The sequence below is a fragment of the Massilia violaceinigra genome (genome assembly GCF_002752675.1).
Taxonomy (GTDB): domain Bacteria; phylum Pseudomonadota; class Gammaproteobacteria; order Burkholderiales; family Burkholderiaceae_D; genus Telluria_A; species Telluria_A violaceinigra.
The window spans coordinates 1,676,666-1,698,129 of the sequence record NZ_CP024608.1 but is presented as its reverse complement, the minus strand read 5'-3'; the positions used below and the strand labels follow the sequence as shown (position 1 = coordinate 1,698,129).

The following is a 21,464-nucleotide window of genomic DNA, read 5'->3' as shown; positions in this document are numbered from 1 at the left end:
TCTCAGGCCAGCGCCTGATCGATCAACTCGATCCAGTGCGCAACCGGCGTCTCCGTACCTGATTGAAGGTGAGTCTGGCAGCCGATATTGGCCGACACAATCACCTCCGGGTTGGTGGCCTGCAAACTGGCCAGCTTGCGGTCCCGTAGTTCAGTAGCCAGCGCAGGCTGCAGCACCGAGTAGGTGCCGGCCGAACCGCAGCACAGATGGCTGTCGGCGCACAGCGTCACATCGACGCCGGCAGCACGCAACACCCCTTCCACCTTGCCACGGATCTGCTGTCCGTGCTGCAGGGTGCAAGGCGGATGGAACGCCACCCGCTTCGTCTCTTTCCCCTTCAGCTTCGCTCCCAGTTCGGCCTCGAACTGCGGCATGATTTCACTCAGGTCGCGCGTTAGCATCGCAATGCGCGCGGCCTTGGCGGCGTAGGCGCTGTCGTGCGCCAGCAGGTGCCCGTATTCCTTGACCGTGACGCCGCAGCCCGATGCAGTCATCACAATCGCCTCGATATGCCCGCCCTCGACCAGCGGCCACCAGGCGTCGACATTGCGGCGCATGTCATCGAGGCCGCCTTCCTGGTCGTTCAGATGGTAGCGCAACGCGCCGCAGCAGCCCGCCTTGGGCGCGGCCAGCAGCTGCACGCCAAAGGCGTCGAGCACGCGCGCCGTGGCGGCGTTGATACCGGGCGCCATGGTGCTTTGCACGCAGCCTTGCAGCACCAGCATCTTGCGCGCATGTTCCCGCGCCGGCCAGTGGCCTGCGCTGCGCGTCCTGGGCAGCTTGTCCTGCAGCGCCGGCGAAAGCAGTGGCCGCAACAGCTGCCCCGCCCTGAACGCCGGCCTGAAGATCCACGCGCGCGGCAGCGCTTCCTTGAGCACCGCACGCTTGATGCGTTCACCGAGCGGACGCTGGACGCGCTCTTCGACCACCCGGCGGCCGATGTCGGCCAAGCGCCCATAGCGCACGCCCGACGGGCAAGTCGTCTCGCAGTTGCGGCAAGTCAGGCAGCGGTCCAGGTGGGTCTGGGTCTTGACGGTGACGGGCGCACCTTCCAGCAGCTGCTTGATCAGGTAGATGCGTCCGCGCGGGCCGTCGAGTTCGTCGCCCAGCAGCTGGTAAGTGGGACAGGTGGCGGTGCAGAAGCCGCAATGAACGCAGGCGCGCAGGATCGCTTCGGCTTCGTCGCCGTCAGGCGTACCCTTGATGAAATCGGCGAGGTTGGTTTGCATCAGTACATCCGTCCGGGATTGAAAACCTGCGACGGATCGAAGGCCGCCTTCAGGCGTTGATGAATCCTGGCGACGCCGGGCGCCAGCGGCTGGAACACGCCGATGCGCTTGTCGCCGCCCCGGAACAGGGTCGCATGGCCGCCCACCGCCGTCACCGCGCGCCGAATATTGTGCGCCATTGCCGCATCGGCATCGACCTTGAGCCAGCGCTGCGCGCCGCCCCACTCGATCAGCTGGGCGCCACGCAGAATGATGGCGCCCGTGGCCGACGGCACCGACAGGCGCCACAGGCTGGCGTCGCCATCGAAGAACGCATGCTGCTGCTCGCGCAGCGCAGCCCAGAAGGCGGGGCCGTCATCGACCGGCTGCCCGTCCAGCGTGCGCGCGGCAGCAACGACTGCCGCCTGCGCGCCCGACAGGCGCAAGGTAAGCACGCCGGCGTGCCAGCAGCTGGCCGATATCGGCAGCGGCAGGCCGGCCCATTCGTTCAGGCGCCGCAGCGCTTCGATTTCGTCCATTGCAAAGCGCAAGGTGATGTCGCACAGCGCGCGCGGCAGCACCTTGATGGAATGCTGCAGCATCAGCCCCAGCGTGCCCATGGAACCGGCCAGCAGGCGCGAAACGTCGTAGCCGGCCACATTCTTCATCACCTGGCCGCCGAAGGTAAGCACCTCGCCCTTGCCGTCCATGAGAACGGCGCCGAGCACGAAGTCGCGCAGCGCACCGCTGCTGGCGCGGCGCGGGCCGGACAGGCCGCTGGCGACCACGCCGCCGATGGTGGCCCCTGCGCCGAAGTGCGGCGGCTCGAATGCCAGCATCTGCTTACGTTCGGCCAGCGCCGCCTCGATCTCGGCCAGCGGCGTGCCGCAGCGCGCGGTGATGACCAGCTCCGTCGGCTCGTAGTCGACAATGCCGCTGAAACCGCGCGTGTCGAGAATGTCGCCATCGCTGGCCTGGCCGTACCAGTCCTTGGTGCCGCCACCGCAAATGCGCAGGGTGCGGCCATCGCGTGCCGCCGCGAGCACCTGTTCCCTGAATTGTTCGATCTGCTGCACGTTGTCTCCCATGTCAGAAACGCGGCAGGCCGGCGAAAGGCAGCACGCCGCCACTGACGCGCATCTTGCCGAATTCGGCGCAGCGGTTCAGCGTGGGGATGGCCTTGTCGGGATTGAGCAGGTGCGGCGCATCGAAGGCGCGCTTGACGGCGAAGAAGGCATCGAGTTCGGCGCGCGTGAACTGCACGCACATCGAATTGATCTTCTCCATGCCCACGCCATGCTCCCCGGTGATGGTGCCGCCCACGTCGACGCACAGCGCCAGGATGGCCGCGCCAAACGCTTCGGCGCGATCGAATTCGCCCGGCTGGTTGGCGTCGAACAGGATCAGCGGATGCAGGTTGCCGTCGCCGGCATGAAACACGTTGGCGCAGCGCAGGCCGTAGGTGACTTCCATCTGCGCGATCCCGGTCAGCACCTGCGCCAGGTTCTTGCGCGGGATGGTGCCGTCCATGCAGTAGTAGTCGGGCGAAATGCGGCCCGCCGCGGGAAAGGCGTTCTTGCGGCCCGACCAGAAGCGCAGGCGTTCGGCCTCGCTCTGCGACACGGCGATGGCGCTCGCGCCGGCAGCCTGCAGTACCGCCGACATGCGTTCGATTTCCTCGTCCACCTCCAGGTGGGTGCCGTCCGCTTCGCACAGCAGAATTGCTGCGGCATCGGTGTCGTAGCCGGCGCGCACGAACGGTTCGACCATGCGCGAGGAGGTCTGGTCCATCATCTCCAGCCCGGCCGGAATGATGCCGGCGGCGATCACGCTGGCCACCGCATTGCCGCCGGTGACAACGTTGTCGAACGAGGCCATGATCACGCGCGCGGTGGCCGGCTTGGGAATGAGCCTGACCGTCACTTCGGTGACAATGCCCAGCATGCCCTCGGAGCCGATGAACACGGCCAGCAGGTCCAGGCCCGGTGCATCGAGCGCCTCGCCGCCAAGTTCGATGATGTCGCCATCGATGGTGGCCACGCGCACGCGCAGCACGTTATGCACGGTGAGTCCGTATTTGAGGCAGTGCACCCCGCCCGAATTTTCCGCCACGTTGCCGGCGATGGTGCAGGCGATCTGCGAGGACGGATCAGGCGCGTAGTACAGGCCGTGCGGCGCGGCTGCATCGGAAATGGCCAGGTTGCGCACGCCCGGCTGCACCACCGCCAGGCGCGCGTAGGGGTCCATGCGCACGATGCGGTTCATGCGCGCAGTCGACAGCACCACGCCGTCGGCGATCGGCAGCGCTCCACCCGACAAGCCGGTGCCGGCGCCGCGCGGCACGATCGGCACGTTCAGTTCCCGGCAAATGTTGAGGATGGCCAGTACCTGCTCCTCGTCGTCGGGCAAGGTGACGATCATCGGCAACTGGCGGTAGGCGGCCAGGCCGTCGCACTCGTAAGGGCGGGTGTCTTCGGGGTCGGACAGCACGCAGCGTTCCGGCAGCACTGCCAGCAGCGCCTGGGCGACCTGCTGCCTGCGTTCGGGATCAATGGGAAGGGAGGCGGACATGCATCGATTGTATGCGTTATCGCCGCTTTTGTCGTATCCTGCCTGATTATGATTCAGCTACCGGAAAACAATCATGGGCAACCGACTTTCTAAAATCGCCACCCGCACCGGCGACAACGGCACCACCGGCCTGGGTGACGGCAGCCGCACCGAAAAAGACAGCGTGCGCGTGCACACCCTGGGCGAAGTCGACGAACTCAATTCCTTCGTCGGCCTGCTGCTGTGCGAAGACATGCCGGCCGAGCTGCGCGAGGAACTGGTCTCGATCCAGCACGACCTGTTCGACCTGGGCGGCGAGATCTGCATCCCCGGCTACACCTTGATCACCGACGACCATGTGGCGCGGCTGGACGACCTGCTCGAAAAATACAATGCCGACCTGCCGCCGCTGAAGGATTTCATTTTGCCGGCCGGCTCGCGCGCGGCGTCGATTGCGCACGTATGCCGCACGGTGTGCCGGCGCGCGGAGCGCAGCATCGTCACGCTCGGCAAAACCGAGACCATCAACGACCATCCGCGCCAATACGTGAACCGCTTGTCGGATCTGATGTTCGTGCTCTCGCGCGTGTTGAACCGCTTCGCGGGCGGCAGCGACGTGCTGTGGCAACATGAGCGCAAGCGAGGATAACCTCCATGAAAAAGACACTGATTGCCACGCTGGCCGTGGCACTTTGGAGCTCGGGTACGGCGTTTGCCACCGCCCCCGATGCCACCCGCACCGAAGTCACGCGCCTGCTCGACGCGGTCGAAAAATCGCAGTGCCAGTTCAACCGCAACGGCAGCTGGCACGACGCCAAGGCGGCGCGCGCGCACCTGCAAAAGAAGTACGATTATCTCGACAAGAAGAAGATGTTGACCAACACCGAAAGCTTCATCGAGCGTGGCGCGACCGGCAGCAGCATGAGCGGCGACCCTTACCAGATGCGCTGCCCCGGCACGGCGGTCGTCAACAGCGCCGACTGGCTCAAGGCCGAACTGGCGCGCGTGCGCAAGTAAGTGGGCAAGCGCTCCAAGCGCCTCCCGGCGTCCAGCCCCGGCTTCAGATGGCAGCCCGGCACGGGACCCGACCCGCAAGCGCTCGCGCGCATGGCCCAGGCGGCGCCCAAGCCATCGGTACTCATGGGCGAAGCATGGTTCATGAGTGGTGACCGCAAGATGTACGACTATCTGCGCACCACGGCCGTCGAGCAGCTCACCGACAGTCAGATCAATGAGACGCTGTGGGACATCGCCAGCGGGACGTCCAGCTTCGGCCATATGAACGAATGGGATGACTGGTTCGCTTACCTGCTCCCCAGGCTGATAGAGATAAAGCAAGCGCCAGCGCAGCGGCCCATCATAGAGATGCTGGCGACGGCGTTTTTTATCCATTACCCGGTCCGCATCCACGATTGGACCTATGACGAGGTGTTGCAGACGCTGGGACAGGTCATCATGGGGCCGTCGCGCTGGCGGGACGGCCGGCTGATCCTGGACCATGTTTTCAATGGCCCGCCCGCCAGGCCTCGCGAGACGTGGGGTTGGTGGGATGTCTGCAGCGACCTGTCGGTATCGCTGTTCTTTTGCCTGAAGTATCTCGACCCTCGTGACATCAAGGGTTGGGTGGACTCGATCTTTGCGATTGACGATCCGCACTGGCGCGCGCAAATATTGTTGTGGCTCGGTCTGACCCGGAAGATATGGGATACGGGAAGCGCCTTCCCCGCCGATCTGGGAGACCGGTCGCCGCAAGCGCGATGGTCGGAATCGTTTCTGCTCGACGACAGGCTCGCAGCTCCGTTGATCACCGAGGAAAACCGGTGCGCGTTCAAGGAAGCGTTGCGGCCATTACTTGCGCTGCATCTGGACGATTGGCGCCAGTCGATCGCGCAAGTCGATTATCTGGAGATCGAAGCGCTGCCTTCGATCATCGATATGGACGATCTCTGAAGGTCTGCCGTCCCGGCCAATCGTGCACCGCAAAGGCGGTGCTACCATCGAATGCAGTAATTTACGCCATCCCTGACAGCAAGCAATTATTTTTTGCACACTCGTGGAAAAGCCAAGCAAAGTTCGTCCCGCCGCGCCAACCGACATCATCGTTTGTACGATCGGTCACTCCAACCGGCCGCTGGATGCGTTTCTCGATGTGCGCACGGTTCCACGCTCGCGCCACAATCCCCAACGCGGATGACTGACATCGCAACCCTCAAGCACTATCCGGATCTGGACAGCCTGCTGTCCGACGTGCGCGCGTGCCGTGCCTGCGAAGCCCATCTGCCCAAAGGTCCGCGCCCCATCGTGCAGGTCGGCGAAGGCGCGCGCGTGCTGATTATCGGACAGGCACCCGGCTCCCGCGTGCACGCATCGGGCATCCCGTGGGATGACGCCAGCGGGACCAGGTTACGCGAATGGATGGGTGTGGATGCGAAGGCATTCTACGATCCCACGCGCTTCGCGATCATCCCGATGGGGTATTGCTACCCCGGGCGGGGCAAGGGTGGAGACCTGCCGCCGCGCACCGAATGCGCCGATCTCTGGCCGGACCAGTTGCTGGCCAAATTGCCGGATATCGAACTGACGTTGCTGATCGGCGCGCACGCCCAGCGGCACTTTCTGGGTCCCCTCCGCAAGCCATCGCTAACCGGGACAGTCCAGGCATGGCGCGATGTGGCACCGGCGTATTTCCCCCTGCCGCATCCGTCGCCGCGCAACACGCCCTGGCTGCAGCGCAATCCGTGGTTCGAGCAGGATCTGGTGCCGGTACTGCGCGCGCGGATCAATGGGATCTTCAGATAACGATCCGGTCGAATGCATCAGGCCTGCATCGCCTGGCGCACCGTGTGACTGTCGACGTACTGCACCATGCGCGCGATATTGACATCCCTGAAGGTAAATGATCGGCAGCCGCTGGCATTTTTCCGCCGAAACAAAAGACGCCAACCCGAGGGCTGGCGTTGTCATTCGGCGGCGAGCGACGCAGTGCCGTACTTAGGGCTGGCGGCCGCCATACACGATGCCGGCCTCGCCCTTGACCAGCATGCGCGATGAGTACAGACGTTCGCCCGGCACCTTCGGCCACATCAAGTTCCGGTAACCGTACATCTGTCCCTTGTGCCGCACAGTGATGAAATTTTCGTCACGGTCCTGCTGCCCGTCCACCCTGACCGCAAACCGTCCATCGGCGCGAACGCGGTAAGTCGCTGCGTAGTCGCCGTCGCCAACCTCGATAAGCCGCGGCCATTTCCAGGCCCGCACAGGCGTAAAACGCGACAAGGCCACGATGGCTTGCGTCGGCATCCAACCCTTCTTGCCCTCGACGTCAACCAGGGTCCACTGCGGGTCGATCTTCATGCGGCGCACGACGGTGCCGGCGTAGATCCTCTCCCCGCTGGCCGCATCAGGATCAGCGGGGCACACGGTGCCCAGTGTTCCAGGGACGTCGCGCAGCGTCTCGTGGCAGCGAATGACCGCGTCCGGGCCACGCTCGCGCGCGCCCTGCGCCGCAGGGGCAAGACACATCAGCAGCGCAAAGAACGTTAAGCGCATCGGCTGCTTCATGTCATCGCCCGCGCGGGAGCGCGGTTCAGGTGTTGTTGACCACCAGGCGCGGTTCGGCGGCGCCGAAACGCTGGCGGATCGATGCGGCGATGCCCTTGGCGTCGAGTCCCACGCTGGCCAGCAGGGCCGCCGGGTCACCATGGTCGATAAATTTATCGGGCAGGCCGAGAATCAGCAGCGGCTTTTGAATGCCTTCGGCCGCCAGCGCTTCGGCCACGGCGGAACCGGCGCCGCCCATGACCGCGCCCTCTTCCACCGTCACCAGATAATCATGGTCCTGCGCCAGCCGCTTGACCAGCTCCACGTCGAGCGGCTTGATGAAGCGCATATTGGCCACCGTCGCATTCAACTCCTCGCCCGCGACGACGCTGCGCGCCACCATCGAGCCGAAGGCCAGGATCGCCACGCTCTGGCCTTCGCGCTTGATCTCGCCCTTGCCGATCGGGAGCGTTGTCAGTTCTTTTTCGATGACCGCGCCAATGCCGGCGCCGCGCGGATAGCGCACCGCCGCCGGACCGTTGTACTGGTAGCCGGTGCTGAGCATCTGGCGGCATTCGTTTTCGTCCGACGCGGCCATGACGATCATGTTCGGAATGCAGCGCAGATACGGGATGTCATAGTTGCCGGCGTGGGTGGCGCCGTCGGCGCCAACCAGGCCCGCGCGGTCGAGCGCGAACAGCACGTCCAGGTTTTGCAGCGCCACGTCGTGAATCAGCTGGTCGTAGGCGCGCTGCAAAAAGGTGGAGTAGATCGCCACCACGGGTTTGAGGCCTTCGGTCGCCAGGCCGCCGGCGAAGGTCACCGAGTGCTGCTCGGCGATACCGACGTCGAAATAGCGGTCCGGGAACTGCTCTTCGAAGCGCACCATGCCCGAGCCTTCGCGCATGGCCGGCGTGATGCCGACCAGGCGCTTGTCGGCAGCGGCCATGTCGCACAGCCAGTTGCCGAAGACTTCCGTGTAGGTGGTCTTGCCGGCTTTCGCGGGCAGGATGCCTTCGGTCGGATTGAACTTGCCCGGCCCGTGATACAGCACCGGGTCGGCTTCGGCCAGCTTGTAGCCCTGCCCTTTTTTGGTCACCACATGCAAAAATTGCGGACCCTTGAGCTTCTTGATGTTTTCCAGCGTGGGAATCAGCGAGTCCAGGTCATGGCCGTCGATCGGGCCGATGTAGTTAAAGCCGAATTCCTCGAACATCGTGGCCGGGACCACCATGCCCTTGGCGTGTTCTTCGAAGCGCTTGGCCAGTTCCAGCACAGGGCCGGGCAGCACCGACTTGCCGACGTTCTTGGCGGCCGCGTAGAACTGCCCCGACATCAGGCGCGCCAGGTAGCGATTGAGCGCGCCGACCGGCGGCGAAATCGACATGTCGTTATCGTTCAATACCACCAGCAGGTTGATGTCTTCCTGTACGCCGGCGTTATTGAGCGCCTCGAAAGCCATCCCGGCGGTCATGGAGCCGTCGCCGATGACGGCGATTGCGTGACGCGATTCGCCTTTGATCTTGGCCGCCTGCGCCATGCCCAGCGCGGCCGAAATCGAGGTCGACGAGTGCGCCGTGCCGAAGGTGTCGTATTCGCTTTCGTCGCGCCGCGGGAAGCCCGAAATGCCGTTCAGCTGGCGCAGGCTGTGCATCTGGTCGCGCCGGCCCGTGAGGATCTTGTGCGAGTACGTCTGGTGGCCCACGTCCCACACGATGCGGTCGTACGGCGTGTTGAACACGTAGTGCAGCGCAATCGTCAGCTCCACCGTGCCCAGGTTGGACGAGAGGTGGCCGCCGGTCTTGGACACGGAATCGAGCAGGAAATGGCGCAACTCGTGCGCCAGGGGCGTGAGTTGGGCGCGTGCCAGCTTGCGCAGTTCGGCCGGTTCGTTGATTGTCTCTAGCAAGTTCATTTACGCTTTCCGCTGCACGATCAGGTCCGCCAACTGGCGCAGCCTATCTGCTTTTTCACCAAACGGCGCGAGCGCGTCATGCGCATCGTTCCGCAATTTTTCTGCCAAGACCCTGGATGGCTCCAGGCCCAAAATCGATACATAGGTCGGCTTGTTGGCCGCCGCATCCTTGCCCGCGGTCTTGCCCAGGGTGGCCGAATCGGCGGTCGCATCGAGCACGTCGTCGACCACCTGGAAGGCCAGCCCGATCGCTTTGGCATAGGCGTCGAGCGCCGTCATCTGCGCGTCGCTCACATCGCCGCCGGCCAGCGCGCCCAGCACCACCGAAGCGCGCAGCAAGGCGCCGGTTTTGAGCTGGTGCATCTGTTCGAGCTGTTCGAGCGTGAGGCTGATGCCGACACTGTCAAGATCGATCGCCTGGCCGCCGCACATGCCGCTCGACCCGGCCGCGTGCGCGAGCAGGCGCAGCATGGCCACCTGGCGCGCCGGCGGAATGTCCATGCCTTCGGCCAGCACCAGGAAGGCTTGCGACTGCAGCGCGTCGCCCACCAGCAGCGCGGTCGCTTCGTCGTAGGCCACGTGCACGGTCGGTTTGCCGCGCCGCAGGTCGTCGTCGTCCATGCAGGGCATGTCGTCGTGCACCAGCGAATAGGCGTGGATCATTTCAACCGCGGCGGCGGCGCGCTCCAGGGCGCGCGCATCGGCGCCGTACAGCGCGCCGGCGGCGAACACCAGCAGCGGGCGTACCCGCTTGCCGCCGCCGAGCACCGTGTAGCGCATCGCTTCGTGCAGCTTGTGCGGCACCGCGCCCGCTGGCGGCAACAAGGCGCCCAGCGCCTCTTCGACGCCGGCCTGCACGGTTTTCATCCAGTCGCCGAAAGCCGCGCCGCTCATTGCATGCCCTCGCCGGCGCCATCGGCCGCGAAGGGCTTGAGCATGTCGCCTTCGAGTACTTTGACCTGGGACTCGACTTTTTCGAGCTGCGCCGCACAGTAGCGCACCAGCTCCGAGCCGCGCGCATACGCCGCCACCGATGCCTCCAGCGGCAACTGGCCGGCTTCCATCTGGGTTACCAGCTGGGCCAGTTCGGCCATGGCCTGTTCGAACGATTCCGGCGCAGCTGCGCTTTCCGCTATTAATTTCTTTGCCATAGTTACTTTATGTGAGTCCGCCCCACGCAACTTATGCGCGGCGGGCCAGTCTAATCGCTTATTTTAGAACAATCCATCCTGACGGGTGGCGATTTGGCATTTTATCGCATTGGGGCTGGATCGATGAAAACCATGTTTTTCCTTCAACATTTGCATTCGCCCACACCACATTCCCGCGCCGGACCAAGACGGTAGGGCCCGTTCCGCGCTATAATCGCCGGTTCTGTCCGAAATGCCGTATTCCGCACTTAAAAATACTGGTCTTTGGATTCTTTCTCTTCTTTGGCTGATGCACATATAAAAGGGGGGTTGGGATGTCCGATCTGGCTACCCACGCCAAGCTGGCGCGCTCATGCGCGCAGCTTCCGGTAGATGCTTACTTTGATGAAGCGCTGTTGAAGCGCGAAATGCAGCAATTGTTCCAGCATGGCCCGCGCTATGTCGGCCATACGCTGATGGTGCCCGAAACGGGAGACTTTGCCACGCTCGCTTCCGAGAATGAGGGCCGCATGCTGGTGCGCAACGCAAACGGGATCGAAGTCCTGTCCAATGTGTGCCGCCATCGCCAGGCGCTGATGTTCAACGGACGCGGCAATGCGAACAATATCGTCTGTCCGCTGCACCGCTGGACCTACGACCTCAAGGGTGAGCTGATCGGTGCGCCGCACTTCCCGGAAACGCCGTGCCTGAACCTGTCCAAGACGCCGCTGCAGGAGTGGAACGGCTTGCTGTTCGAGCAGAACGGCTACAACGTCATGGAAAAACTGGCCGGCCTGTCGGTGACGAAGGATTTCGATTTTTCGGGCTATATGTTCGACCATGTCGAGGTGCAGACCTGTGATTACAACTGGAAGACCTTCATCGAAGTCTACCTGGAGGATTACCACGTCGAGCCGTTCCACGCGGGCCTGGGCGGCTTTGTCAGCTGCGACGACCTGCGCTGGGAGTTCGGGCGCGATTACAGCGTGCAGACGGTCGGCGTGAACCGCGGCCTGGGCAAGGCCGGTTCGCCCATCTACCAGCGCTGGCAGGAACAGGTGCTCAAGTTCCGTGGCGGCGTGCCGCCCGAAAAAGGCGCGATCTGGTTCACGCTGTACCCGAACATCATGGTCGAATGGTATCCGCACGTGCTGATCGTCTCGACCCTGTGGCCGGACGGACCGCAAAAGACGCGCAACGTGGTCGAGTTCTACTACCCCGAAGAGATCGTGCTGTTCGAGCGCGACTTCATCGAGGCCGAACGCGCCGCCTACTTCGAGACCTGCATCGAGGACGATGAAATCGCCCTGCGCATGGACGCCGGCCGCCGCATCCTGATGGCGCGCGGCGTCAACGAGGTGGGGCCGTACCAGTCGCCGATGGAAGACGGCATGCAGCACTTCCACGAGTGGTACCGCAGCAACCTGGCGCTGTAGGCGCCGACCGATGGCCGCGCTCTGGATCCTGGTAGCGAGCTTCCTGTTCTCGCTCATGGGCGCGGCCGTGAAGCTGGCCTCGAGCGAGTATTCGGTGGCCGAAATCGTGTTCTACCGCGGCCTGGTCGGCATCATCCTCCTGTACTTTTTCATCCGCCACCAGGGCGGCAGGCTGCGCACCGAACACCTGGCCGGGCACCTGTGGCGCGGCGCGATCGGCGTGGTGTCGCTCTGGATGTGGTTTTACGCGGCCACCAAGCTGCCGCTGGCCACCGCCGTCACCCTCAATTACATGTCGCCCATCTGGACCGCGGTCGCGGTGATCGCCTTCGGCTGGTGGCAGGGCGGGCAGCGCATCGCCCTGCCCCTGCTGGCCGCCATCGGCGTCAGTTTCGGCGGCGTGATACTGGCCCTGCGCCCGGCGTTCGAGGCGCAGCAGTGGTTCGGCGCGCTGATGGCGCTGTTGTCCGGCGTGCTGGCCGCTGTCGCCTACACCATGGTGCGGCGCCTGAGCCGCGCCGGCGAACCCGAATACCGCGTGGTGTTCTACTTTTTGGCGGTCAATATCGCGGCCGGCCTGGCCGGCAGCCTGCTGCCGGGCGGCTCGCCCGACGGCGCCGCCTGGCATGCGCACTCGCCGCGCGGCGCGGCCCTGCTGCTGTTCATCGGCGCCTCCGGCGTGTTTGCCCAGATGGCGCTCACGCGCGCCTGGCGCACCGGCAAGGTGCTGGTGGTGGCCAACCTGCAGTACACCGGCATCGTGTTCTCCAGCGTCTGGGGCATCCTGATCTGGCACGATGTCTTCGACTGGCACGTCTGGCTCGGGATGGCGCTGATCCTCGCTTCCAGCATCGCCGCCACGTTCTACAACACCGTTACTGAAAAACGCGCCGCCGCGGCCGCATCGGCCGGCGTCGACCAATAAGGAAACCATGGCAGCAGCACTGTGGATGTTATTTGCCAGCTTCGCTTTTGCCGCCATGGGCGCGGCCGTGAAACTGGCATCAAGCGTGTATTCGACGTCCGAAATCGTCATGTACCGGGGCCTGATCGGCACCGTCATGCTGCTCGTCATGGTCAAGCACCAGGGCCTGACCCTGCGCACCGTGTTCGTGAAAGACCATCTGTGGCGCAGTGTCGTGGGCGTGGTGTCGCTGTGGATGTGGTTTTTCGCGATCGGCAAACTGCCGCTGGCCACCGCCGTCACGCTCAATTACATGGCGCCGATCTGGATCGCCGCTTTCCTGTTCTGCGCCGGCTGGTGGCACGCCAAGGACCACGTCGAGTGGCCGCTGGTGGTGGCCGTGATCATGAGCTTTGTCGGCGTCACGCTGGTGCTGCAGCCGGCCATCGCGGCCAACCAGTGGCTCGGCGGCGTGGTCGGCCTGCTTTCGAGCGTACTGTCGGCGATGGCGTACATGCAGGTGCGGCGCCTGGGCCAGCTGGGTGAACCGGAGTTCCGCGTGGTGTTTTATTTTTCCGCGATGACCGCCACGGCCGGCCTGGCCGGCACCCTGCTCGAAGGGCGCGGCGCCGGCATGCCCTTATTCACCGCGCATAATCTGTACAGCGGCGCGCTGCTGCTGGCCATCGGCGTGTCGGCCCTGTTCGCGCAGATCGCCATGACGCGCGCCTACCGCATCGGCAAGGTGCTGGTGGTGGCCAACCTGCAGTACACCGGCATCGTCTTTTCCAGCCTGTGGGGCATGCTGCTGGGGGGGGATAAATTTACCTGGTACGTTTGGCTGGGAATGGCGGTGATTCTTGTGTCGGGCATCGCCGCGACGTTTTACAATACGCAAAGCACGCCGCGCGGCGCCGCCGTCAGCAAGACCGATCCCATCGCAAGCGAACTTTAAGGACGCCCATGTACACGACACTGATCTCCGCAGCCGACCTGGCCGGCCATATCGACAACCCGGCCTGGGTCATCGTCGACTGCCGCCACGACTTGATGAACCCGTCCGCCGGGCGCGAAGCCTACGCCGCCGGCCATCTGCCGCACGCCCTGTTTGCCGATATTGAAACCGAACTGTCGGGCGCCAAGCGCGGCGCCGACGGCGTTTTCCGCGGGCGTCATCCGCTGCCGGTGCGCGCCGACCTGATCGCCACCCTGCGCAGCTGGGGCATCGACGAAGACAGCCAGGTGATCGCTTACGACGCGCACGGCGGCATGTTCGCGGCGCGCCTGTGGTGGATGCTGCGCTGGGTCGGCCATCCGGCGGTGGCGGTGCTCGATGGCGGCCTGGCGGCGTGGCAGGCGGCCGGACTGGCGCTGTCGACGGCCGCGCCGGTGGCGCGCAGCGGCGGCATCACGGAACGTTCGCCGCTGGTGACGACCGTCTCGGCGGCCGATGTACTCGACAATATCGACGGCGGCAAGCGCGTGGTGCTCGACGCGCGCGCGGCCGACCGCTTCCGCGGCGAGAACGAAACCATCGATCCGGTCGGCGGCCATATTCCGGGCGCGAAGAACCACTTCTTCAAGGATAACCTGGGACCGGACGGACGCTTCAAGGATGCCGCCCAGCTCAAGGCGGAACTGGCGCCGCTGGTGGGCAATCCGTCCGATGCCATCATGCAGTGCGGCTCGGGCGTGACCGCCTGCCACAACCTGCTGGCCCTGGAAGTGGCCGGGCTGCCCGGCGCCGCGCTGTACCCGGGTTCGTGGAGCGAGTGGTGCGCCGATCCGGCACGCCCGCTAGCCACCGGAACATAAAACGCCTGCGCGGCGCGGGCTGACGAGAAGCGTCCATCGCCAGCGCTGCGCCGCTCAATCGCCGCCCCCACCGCAGCCGCCGCCGCAGCCCGCATCGCCCGCGGCATCGCCAGCGCCCTCGCAGGCTTCGGTGCCGCAAGGGAAATGGCGGTCGCCAGTGCCGCAGCCGCCCGTGGCGCCGGCGGCCGGAGTGGCCTTGCGCGCGTAGCGGCGGTACTCGTCTTCACTGATCAGGCCAGCCCCCAGCAATCGCTCCGGACACAGACTGGCGGCATAGGCCGGCACGCCGACGGCGCGCCCGCGCGCGTCGAGCGCCAGCGACGCCACCTGGCCGTTGAACAGCAGGTAGCCGCAACCGCCGGGCATGGCCAGCATGCGGTCCAGGGCGAACAGGTGCGGCAGGTTGGGCCCGGCCGCCGGCATGCGCTCGATCCGGCGTGCGCGCACCAGGCACGCGGCCAGCGCGCCTTCCATGCCGCCGGCCATGTCGAGCGCTTCCACATGCGGGATGACGCGTCCGAAGTGCTTGCGGCAAAACGCGTTCAGCCCGGTGGGCGAGAGGCGCATCCAGGCGTGCCACACCGAATCGGCCGCCATCGACGGCAAGCCGCACGGCAAGCCGCTGTCGCGCACGCAGTCGAAAAACGCCATCAAGCCTTCGGCGGCGCGGGCGAAAAAAAAGGCATCCTGGGGGATGCCTTTGAATTCGTGCTGCGCGCTGCGTTTCCAGAAGGGATACAGCGTCGCGGGGAGATCGGCCATTTCGGCCCGGTACGGTGATTGATGCTTGATCCGGGCGGCGCGATAGGTGTTGATGTGATTAACTACGTTGCTGAGCATGGTCATATTCTCCTTTTTTGTTTTTGTGATGAGCATAGCCTCGCATAGACATGTGACAGCTTGATGACGAGCGCGTGAAATAATCAGGCATGCGCCTGTCATGGATCGCGGCCAAATCAGGCCGCTATCAGGCGCACCGACGACATGGAATCATTCGGAATATCCACCGCTTCGACCCGGCGCTAACGCCCGGGTCCGAAGACCCGCGATCCCGGCCCGCGAAACTCGCTATCGCGGTAAAATTTCCAGCGGCCGGATACCACGACAAACGACGATACTTTATCGTTGAAAAAATTATCGTCGGGAGCGTTCGGATTTCGTTCCGAGCCGTACAAATGCTTCCCGGCCACGAAAATCGATATGTTGGTATAGCACGACTTCAGCCATATATACTCCTGACTGGGTTGCAGGCGGCGGGCGCGCCCTATGTCACGCCGGCGCGCAAGCCGCCCTCGCCGGCCCTGGCTTACGTCAGCCGTACCGACGAAATGGAATCGTTCGGAATATTCACCGCTTCGACCCAGTTATACAGTCCCGGCCCGAATACCTGGGACGATGGTCCCTGGAAATTACTATCGCGGAAAAACTGCCAGCGGCCCGACAGGACCACAAACGACGATACCTGATCATTGAACGCTTTATCATCAGGCGCATTCAGGTTCGATTCCGACCGAAACAGATGTTTATGCGCACCGTGAAAATTAGCATGTTGGAATAGCACGACTTCAGCCATATGTCCTCCAAACTGGTTGCGAGGCAAAAGGTGGTCTCGCTTCACCGGTTTCCTGCTTCAGGCTGTAGTATAAAGAGGCTGGCGAGCTAAACAATAGCGCGGGTTTGACGGGGACTAAACGCCATGCGCATTTCAGCGCCTGGCGCATAACCGAGGGAAATGAAATATCCGGACCGGAATAATATCGATTGCGGGCGACAAGCGCGCGGCGGCACGAATTGCCGCCGCGATGCTTACGTTCCGCGCGTGAGAAACAGCACGATCAGCACGCCTACGCCGATCAGCAACACTTGCGGAACGGATTCGCGCACGGTGGCGCGGCGTTGCATCTGCGGCATTAAATCGCTGACGGCAATGTACAGGAAGCCCGAGGAGGCAAACACCAGCACATACGGAATCAGTCCGCTGGCGCGGTCCAGGGTGAAATAGCCGAGCAAACCGCCGGCCACGGCCATCAGACTGCACAGCAGGTTGAACAGATAAGCGCGCGTGCGCGAAAAGCCGGCGTTGAGCAAGACGATGAAGTCGCCGATTTCCTGCGGGATTTCATGGGCGATGATGGCCAGCCCGGTGACGATGCCCAGTTCCGGATTGGCCAGGAAGGCCGCGGCGATCAGGATGCCATCGGTAAAATTGTGCATGCCGTCACCCAGCAGGATCATCCAGCCGGCCTTGCCGGCTTCGCGCTTGTCGTGCCCGTGGGCATGGTGGTGACCGTCGCCTTCGTGATGGTGCGAATGGCGCAGGATGGCGAACTTTTCCAGCATGAAAAATGCAAGCAATCCGGCCAGCAAGGTGGCGAACAGGCTGCGCACATCGGCACCCGACTCGAACGCTTCCGGCAAGGCGTGCAGGAGCGAGGTCGACAGCATGATCCCGACCGACAGGCTGACCATGCGCTCGACCATTTTCGAGAGCAGGGCGAACGAAAACACGGCAGCGGCGGAAATGCTGAGCACACCCCCGATGGTCGTCGCCAGCAGGATGGAAATGAGGGTTGAATCGATTTTGAAGCCTCTTGAACGACACTTGCGCTGATCGCAAGCCGGGCATTGTACCGCTCCGGGCCGCCAGCCGCCCGGTTCGGCCCCATCAGGACTGAACCAAGCAGGCACCGGAGGCGCCACCACGCCCGCGGTGCCCGCATGGCGCGCCGCAGGACGGATGGCCGGCGCCTTACGGCGTGAGCTGCAGGTTGACGTTGGCCTTGTCGCCAGCCGCCACGTCGACCACTGCCACCGACTTGGTGGCATATCCGGTGGCGAGCGCGTCGACGCGATATCCGCCCAGGCCCTGGACCGGGGTGACCGGACCGAACGTCAGCGGCAGGGATGCACCGTAGTTGGCATACTGCGGCGCGGCGACCGGCAGCGCGTTGATCGCGTAGCTGCCGCCGGTGCCGGTATCGCGCGCCTGGATCACCACGTTCTTGCCGCCCGAGATCGTCTGCATCATTTTCACGAACGGCATCACGGTCGCATTCGCCGGCAGCAGGGTGACGGTGCCGCTGATGGTGCGCATCAGGCTGGCCGGCATGTTGATCGGCGCGGCCGCCGTGCTGACCGCCGTGGTGCCGGTGGTACTGGCAACGGGCACGGCGCCGATCACGGCCGCCGCATGGCCGCTGCCGACCAGGACCACATCGTAGGCGCCCGGATTGAGGCGGCTGAGCGAAAACGCGCCGGTGGCCGGGTCGGCGATGGTGCTGCCGATCACGTTGCCGTTCTGCTGGGCGCTGACCACCACGCCATCGCGTGCGAAGGTCGTGCTGACATAACCGGTGATGCCGTTCGCCGCGCCGGGCACGACGGTCACGACCGGGGCCAGCAGATAGCCGCCGGCGGCCTTGGTGATGACCGAGCGGCAGGCGTCGAAATCGAGCACCAGGCCGTAGGCCTGGCCGGCCACGACCTCGAAATTGCTGGCGATCTTCACGCCGGACTGGATGGCGGACGGCGTTTCGAGGGTCGTTTCGACCTTGGTGGCGGTTGGCGTGACGGTGTTGGCCAGGCCGGCGCCGGTGTTCGGATCGAGCACCAGGCGCACCTGGTTGTAGCGCCCGGACGGCACGGAGGTCGAGCCGAGCGGATCGAGCTTGCCGTTGGTCAGATTGAGCAGATTGATCTTGCGCGGCGGAGCCAGCACCACCTCGGACCAGCCGGCGTCGGCGTCCGCCGCGCTGGCATTCTGGTGCACGCGCACCTTGCTGATGGTGACGTTGACGGCATCGAAACCGCAAGCCGGCGCATCGGTCAGCGACACGTTCAGGGTACCCGAGGTGCCGCCCAGCGCCGGCGGCGTGGTGGTGCCGTTGCCGCTGCCGCCGGGGCGGTTGGTGCCGGGGTTGCCGCCGCCGCCGCCGCAGGCAGTCAGCGCCAGTGCGGCGAATACGGTGGTTGCCGTGCTAAGGCGGATAAATGTGCTCTTCATCGTTCCCTCTTTCAGTAGGTATTTATATAAATTTTTAGTGTGCTTCGTCCCAGTTTTTGCCAATACCCACTTCAGCCAGCAGGGGCACCTTCAGGGCCGCCACGCCCGCCATCAATTGCGGCAGCCTGGCCTTGACCAGCTCCAGTTCCGCCTGCGGCACTTCCAGTACAAGTTCATCGTGCACCTGCATGATCATGCGCGTGCCCAGCTTGTCCGTCTCCAGCCAGTTCTGCACCGCGATCATGGCCAGCTTGATCAGGTCCGCCGCCGTGCCCTGCATCGGCGCGTTGATCGCGGCCCGTTCCGCACCCTGGCGGCGCGGCCCGTTCGGCGAATTAATCTCCGGCAGCCACAGGCGCCGTCCGAACACGGTTTCGACGTAGCCGCGCGCCTTGGCCTGCATGCGCGTGTCTTCCATATACTGGCGCACGCCGGAAAAGCGCGCGAAGTACTTGTCGATATAGTTTTGCGCCGCCGAGCGTTCGATGCCCAGGTTGGCGGCCAGCCCGAAGGCGCTCATGCCGTAAATCAGGCCGAAATTGATCACCTTCGCGTAGCGCCGCTGCTCGCCCTGCACCTCGGCCGGAGGCACGCCGAAGATTTCGGCGGCGGTGGCGCGGTGAATATCCTCGCCCTCGGCAAAGGCGCGCAGCATGGCCGCGTCTTCCGAAATATGGGCCATGATGCGCAGCTCGATCTGCGAATAGTCGGCCGACACGATCACGTTGCCCGGCCCGGCGATGAAGGCTTCGCGGATGCGGCGCCCTTCGGCGGTGCGGATCGGGATGTTCTGCAGATTCGGTTCGTTCGACGACAGGCGCCCCGTCACCGCGACCGCCTGCGCGTAGTTGGTGTGCACGCGGCCGGTCGCGCGGTTGACCATCTTGGGCAGCTTGTCGGTGTAGGTCGACTTGAGCTTGGACATGCCGCGGTACTCGAGCAGGATTTTCGGCAGCGGGAAGTCCTCGGCCAGCTTTTGCAGCACTTCCTCGTCGGTCGACGGCGCCCCGCTCGGGGTCTTTTTAATCACCGGCAGCTGCAGCTTGCCGAAGAAGATCTCGCCGATCTGCTTGGGCGAATCGAGGTTGAACGGCCCGCCGGCCAGCTCGTAGGCTTTTTGCTCGAGCTCCATGATGCGCGCACCGAGTTCGCCCGACTGCACGTTCAACAGCTCGGCGTCGATCAGCACCCCGTTGCGTTCGATCTTGTGCAGCACCACGGAGGTCGGCAGCTCGATCTGGCGGTAGATGAAATTGAGCTTCTCGTCGCTCTCGACATGGCCCTTCATGGCCTGGTGCAGGCGCAGGGTGATGTCGGAATCCTCGGCCGCGTATTCGGTGGCGCGCCCCAGTTCGACCTGGTCGAAGCAGATCTGGCCGGCGCCCTTGCCGCATACCTCGGTAAACGGAATCGTGGTGTAGCCCAGGTGGCGCAGGGCCATGCTGTCCATGTCGTGCGGCTTGTGCGACTCGAACACGTACGATTGCAGCAAGGTGTCGTGCATGATGCCGCGCAGGGTCACGCCGTGGTTGGCGAAAATATGGCTGTCGTACTTGAGGTTCTGGCCGACCTTCGGTTTGGACGCGTCTTCCAGCCAGGGCTTCATGCGCGCCAGGACCGCCTCGCGGTCGAGCTGTTCGGGCACGCCGGCGTAGCGGTGCGCCAGCGGGATGTAAGCGCCCTTGCCTGCTTCGACCGACAGCGAAATGCCGACCATCTGGGCCGTCATCGGGTCGAGCGAGGTGGTTTCGGTATCGACCGAGGTCAGTTCGGCGGCATCGACCAGCGCCAGCCAGCGTTCCAGGTCGGCCTCGGTGACCACGGTGTCGTACTCGCCGCGCATGACAGGCACCACCGCGCCGGGGAACAGGTCGCCCTCGGGGGAATTGAGCAGGGCGCGCGGGGCGCCTTCGTCGTCGCGCTGGATCACTTCGCGCAGCAGGGTCTTGAAGCCGTAACGCTCGAAGAAGGCTTTCAGGCCTTCCTTGTTTTCCGGCTGGGCTACCAGGGTGTCGGCGATCGACACCATGTGCGCGGCCAGGTCGCAATCGGTCTTGACGGTGATCAGGGCGCGGCCCTGCGGCAGCCAGTCGAGCGCCTGGCGCAGATTCTCGCCGACCGCGCCGCCGATGCTGGCCGCGTTGGCGATCACGCCATCGAGGCTGTCGTGCAGCGCCAGCCACTTCAGGGCGGTTTTCGGGCCGCACTTGGCCACGCCCGGGATATTGTCGACCGTGTCGCCGATCAGCGTGAGGTAATCGATGATGCGGTTGGGCGGCACGCCGAACTTGGCCATCACGCCGGCTTCGTCGAGCTTCTCGTTGCTCATCGTGTTAATCAGGGTGACCTTGTCGTTGACCAGCTGGGCCAGGTCCTTGTCGCCGGTGGAAACGACGGTGTTCATGCCCAGGCTTGACGCCTGGACCGACAGCGTGCCGATGACATCGTCGGCCTCGACGCCATCGACCATCAGGATCGGCCAGCCCATGTGGCGCACCACTTCATGGATCGGCTCGATCTGCAGGCGCAGGTCGTCCGGCATGGACGCGCGCGTGGCCTTGTATTCCGGATACATATCGTCGCGGAAAGTCTTGCCCTTGGCATCGAACACGCAAGCGATGTAAGCGGCCGGATAATCCTGGCGCAGGCGACGCAGCATATTGACCATGCCGTGCATGGCGCCGGTGGGATGGCCGTCGGGGCTGCGCAGGTCAGGCAGGGCGTGAAAAGCACGGTAAAGATAACTGGAACCGTCGACTAACAGCAGGGTATTTTGCATAGTGCCAAAAATGAGGTTGAGCCGGGACAGGAGCGGGCGCGGCAGCGTACCGGTCATTATCGCAGAAAGCGCGGCTGGCCCGAAGCGCGAAGCGCCTGTAAATATACCCCCAGCCGGGGTCAGAGCTCTGACTTGCAATCTTTTTGTTTCCTAACCGGGGTCACACCTCCGAATCGAAACATTT

20 protein-coding genes and 1 pseudogene are annotated in these 21,464 nt (G+C 64.4%); 9 read left to right on the top strand and 12 right to left on the bottom strand.

What is annotated here, in order from left to right:
• Positions 1-2: 2 nt before the first annotated feature.
• From glcF to CR152_RS07615, 3 genes are read right to left on the bottom strand one after another with little or no spacing between them, the layout of a single operon-like run.
• Positions 3-1,229 (bottom strand): glycolate oxidase subunit GlcF, encoded by a 1,227-nt coding sequence (glcF, locus tag CR152_RS07625; protein ID WP_099874371.1) that lies wholly within the window; start codon positions 1,227-1,229, stop codon positions 3-5.
• Complete coding sequence (gene glcE / locus CR152_RS07620) at positions 1,229-2,296, bottom strand: glycolate oxidase subunit GlcE (protein ID WP_099874370.1); 1,068 nt, start codon at positions 2,294-2,296, stop codon at positions 1,229-1,231. Before glcE ends, glcF begins: the two co-directional genes overlap by 1 nt.
• 1 nt (position 2,297) lies before the next feature.
• Entirely contained in the window at positions 2,298-3,779 is a 1,482-nt protein-coding gene (locus CR152_RS07615; RefSeq protein ID WP_099874369.1) for an FAD-linked oxidase C-terminal domain-containing protein, read from the bottom strand.
• A gap of 73 nt (positions 3,780-3,852) precedes the next feature.
• Between CR152_RS07615 and CR152_RS07610 the strand changes: the two genes are divergently transcribed.
• From CR152_RS07610 to CR152_RS07590, 5 genes and pseudogenes are all read left to right on the top strand, one after another.
• On the top strand, positions 3,853-4,407 hold the full coding sequence (locus tag CR152_RS07610; RefSeq protein WP_099874368.1) for a cob(I)yrinic acid a,c-diamide adenosyltransferase: 555 nt from the start codon (positions 3,853-3,855) through the stop codon (positions 4,405-4,407).
• A gap of 5 nt (positions 4,408-4,412) precedes the next feature.
• Positions 4,413-4,775, top strand: coding sequence for a DUF5329 family protein (locus CR152_RS07605; RefSeq protein WP_099874367.1), 363 nt, complete (start codon positions 4,413-4,415; stop codon positions 4,773-4,775).
• The gene (locus CR152_RS07600; RefSeq protein WP_099874366.1) at positions 4,776-5,708 is read left to right on the top strand and encodes a hypothetical protein; all 933 of its coding nucleotides are present in this window, start codon (positions 4,776-4,778) and stop codon (positions 5,706-5,708) included. It abuts the gene before it with no gap.
• A gap of 145 nt (positions 5,709-5,853) precedes the next feature.
• A pseudogene (locus tag CR152_RS34975) lies at positions 5,854-5,943 on the top strand (DUF488 domain-containing protein); the annotation flags it as partial.
• 5 nt (positions 5,944-5,948) lie between these two features.
• Positions 5,949-6,557 (top strand): uracil-DNA glycosylase family protein, encoded by a 609-nt coding sequence (locus tag CR152_RS07590; protein ID WP_099874365.1) that lies wholly within the window; start codon positions 5,949-5,951, stop codon positions 6,555-6,557.
• 192 nt (positions 6,558-6,749) lie between these two features.
• On the opposite strand, the gene CR152_RS07585 is transcribed toward CR152_RS07590, so the two are convergent.
• Genes CR152_RS07585 through CR152_RS07570 form a run of 4 tightly spaced genes read right to left on the bottom strand, consistent with a single transcriptional unit; the run spans position 6,750 to position 10,364 of the window.
• On the bottom strand, positions 6,750-7,319 hold the full coding sequence (locus CR152_RS07585) for a hypothetical protein (RefSeq protein ID WP_099874364.1): 570 nt from the start codon (positions 7,317-7,319) through the stop codon (positions 6,750-6,752).
• Positions 7,320-7,344: 25 nt separating this feature from the next.
• Entirely contained in the window at positions 7,345-9,213 is a 1,869-nt protein-coding gene (gene dxs, locus CR152_RS07580; RefSeq protein WP_099874363.1) for a 1-deoxy-D-xylulose-5-phosphate synthase, read from the bottom strand.
• On the bottom strand, positions 9,214-10,107 hold the full coding sequence (locus CR152_RS07575) for a polyprenyl synthetase family protein (RefSeq protein ID WP_099874362.1): 894 nt from the start codon (positions 10,105-10,107) through the stop codon (positions 9,214-9,216). It lies immediately after the preceding gene.
• Complete coding sequence (locus tag CR152_RS07570) at positions 10,104-10,364, bottom strand: exodeoxyribonuclease VII small subunit (RefSeq protein ID WP_054266369.1); 261 nt, start codon at positions 10,362-10,364, stop codon at positions 10,104-10,106. Before CR152_RS07570 ends, CR152_RS07575 begins: the two co-directional genes overlap by 4 nt.
• Positions 10,365-10,678: 314 nt before the next feature.
• Between CR152_RS07570 and CR152_RS07565 the strand changes: the two genes are divergently transcribed.
• The 4 genes from CR152_RS07565 to CR152_RS07550 are packed head-to-tail and all read left to right on the top strand — an operon-like array spanning position 10,679 to position 14,498.
• Positions 10,679-11,779: an aromatic ring-hydroxylating oxygenase subunit alpha gene (locus CR152_RS07565; RefSeq protein WP_099874361.1), complete on the top strand. Its 1,101-nt coding sequence runs from the start codon at positions 10,679-10,681 to the stop codon at positions 11,777-11,779.
• Positions 11,780-11,789: 10 nt separating this feature from the next.
• Entirely contained in the window at positions 11,790-12,704 is a 915-nt protein-coding gene (locus CR152_RS07560) for a DMT family transporter (RefSeq protein WP_099874360.1), read from the top strand.
• A gap of 7 nt (positions 12,705-12,711) precedes the next feature.
• Positions 12,712-13,638 carry a DMT family transporter gene (locus CR152_RS07555; RefSeq protein WP_229413307.1) on the top strand — a complete coding sequence of 309 codons (927 nt, stop codon included), beginning with the start codon at positions 12,712-12,714 and terminating at the stop codon, positions 13,636-13,638.
• An 8-nt stretch (positions 13,639-13,646) separates the two neighbouring features.
• Entirely contained in the window at positions 13,647-14,498 is an 852-nt protein-coding gene (locus CR152_RS07550) for a sulfurtransferase (protein ID WP_099874358.1), read from the top strand.
• Between the two features lie 54 nt (positions 14,499-14,552).
• Here the strand turns inward: CR152_RS07550 and CR152_RS07545 are convergent, their stop codons facing one another.
• From CR152_RS07545 to polA, 5 genes are all read right to left on the bottom strand, one after another.
• The gene (locus CR152_RS07545) at positions 14,553-15,338 is read right to left on the bottom strand and encodes a UCP032817 domain-containing protein (protein WP_157778373.1); all 786 of its coding nucleotides are present in this window, start codon (positions 15,336-15,338) and stop codon (positions 14,553-14,555) included.
• Positions 15,339-15,804: 466 nt separating this feature from the next.
• Entirely contained in the window at positions 15,805-16,071 is a 267-nt protein-coding gene (locus CR152_RS07540) for a beta/gamma crystallin-related protein (protein WP_099874356.1), read from the bottom strand.
• A 233-nt stretch (positions 16,072-16,304) separates the two neighbouring features.
• The gene (locus tag CR152_RS07535) at positions 16,305-17,054 is read right to left on the bottom strand and encodes a ZIP family metal transporter (RefSeq protein WP_208640252.1); all 750 of its coding nucleotides are present in this window, start codon (positions 17,052-17,054) and stop codon (positions 16,305-16,307) included.
• A 193-nt stretch (positions 17,055-17,247) separates the two neighbouring features.
• Complete coding sequence (locus CR152_RS07530; protein WP_099874355.1) at positions 17,248-18,501, bottom strand: DUF4382 domain-containing protein; 1,254 nt, start codon at positions 18,499-18,501, stop codon at positions 17,248-17,250.
• A 34-nt stretch (positions 18,502-18,535) separates the two neighbouring features.
• Positions 18,536-21,280 carry a DNA polymerase I gene (gene polA / locus CR152_RS07525; protein ID WP_099882080.1) on the bottom strand — a complete coding sequence of 915 codons (2,745 nt, stop codon included), beginning with the start codon at positions 21,278-21,280 and terminating at the stop codon, positions 18,536-18,538.
• Between the last annotated feature and the right edge of the window lie 184 nt (positions 21,281-21,464).

What these genes read in the sequence shown, in the direction of transcription:
- glcF (WP_099874371.1), bottom strand. Translation starts at nt 1,229, where the DNA reads ATGCAAACCAACCTCGCCGATTTCATCAAGGGTACGCCTGACGGCGAC.
- glcE (WP_099874370.1), bottom strand. Translation starts at nt 2,296, where the DNA reads ATGGGAGACAACGTGCAGCAGATCGAACAATTCAGGGAACAGGTGCTC.
- CR152_RS07615 (WP_099874369.1), bottom strand. Translation starts at nt 3,779, where the DNA reads ATGTCCGCCTCCCTTCCCATTGATCCCGAACGCAGGCAGCAGGTCGCC.
- CR152_RS07610 (WP_099874368.1), top strand. Translation starts at nt 3,853, where the DNA reads ATGGGCAACCGACTTTCTAAAATCGCCACCCGCACCGGCGACAACGGC.
- CR152_RS07605 (WP_099874367.1), top strand. Translation starts at nt 4,413, where the DNA reads ATGAAAAAGACACTGATTGCCACGCTGGCCGTGGCACTTTGGAGCTCG.
- CR152_RS07590 (WP_099874365.1), top strand. Translation starts at nt 5,949, where the DNA reads ATGACTGACATCGCAACCCTCAAGCACTATCCGGATCTGGACAGCCTG.
- CR152_RS07585 (WP_099874364.1), bottom strand. Translation starts at nt 7,319, where the DNA reads ATGAAGCAGCCGATGCGCTTAACGTTCTTTGCGCTGCTGATGTGTCTT.
- dxs (WP_099874363.1), bottom strand. Translation starts at nt 9,213, where the DNA reads ATGAACTTGCTAGAGACAATCAACGAACCGGCCGAACTGCGCAAGCTG.
- CR152_RS07575 (WP_099874362.1), bottom strand. Translation starts at nt 10,107, where the DNA reads ATGAGCGGCGCGGCTTTCGGCGACTGGATGAAAACCGTGCAGGCCGGC.
- CR152_RS07570 (WP_054266369.1), bottom strand. Translation starts at nt 10,364, where the DNA reads ATGGCAAAGAAATTAATAGCGGAAAGCGCAGCTGCGCCGGAATCGTTC.
- CR152_RS07565 (WP_099874361.1), top strand. Translation starts at nt 10,679, where the DNA reads ATGTCCGATCTGGCTACCCACGCCAAGCTGGCGCGCTCATGCGCGCAG.
- CR152_RS07560 (WP_099874360.1), top strand. Translation starts at nt 11,790, where the DNA reads ATGGCCGCGCTCTGGATCCTGGTAGCGAGCTTCCTGTTCTCGCTCATG.
- CR152_RS07555 (WP_229413307.1), top strand. Translation starts at nt 12,712, where the DNA reads ATGGCAGCAGCACTGTGGATGTTATTTGCCAGCTTCGCTTTTGCCGCC.
- CR152_RS07550 (WP_099874358.1), top strand. Translation starts at nt 13,647, where the DNA reads ATGTACACGACACTGATCTCCGCAGCCGACCTGGCCGGCCATATCGAC.
- CR152_RS07545 (WP_157778373.1), bottom strand. Translation starts at nt 15,338, where the DNA reads ATGCTCAGCAACGTAGTTAATCACATCAACACCTATCGCGCCGCCCGG.
- CR152_RS07540 (WP_099874356.1), bottom strand. Translation starts at nt 16,071, where the DNA reads ATGGCTGAAGTCGTGCTATTCCAACATGCTAATTTTCACGGTGCGCAT.
- CR152_RS07530 (WP_099874355.1), bottom strand. Translation starts at nt 18,501, where the DNA reads ATGAAGAGCACATTTATCCGCCTTAGCACGGCAACCACCGTATTCGCC.
- polA (WP_099882080.1), bottom strand. Translation starts at nt 21,280, where the DNA reads ATGCAAAATACCCTGCTGTTAGTCGACGGTTCCAGTTATCTTTACCGT.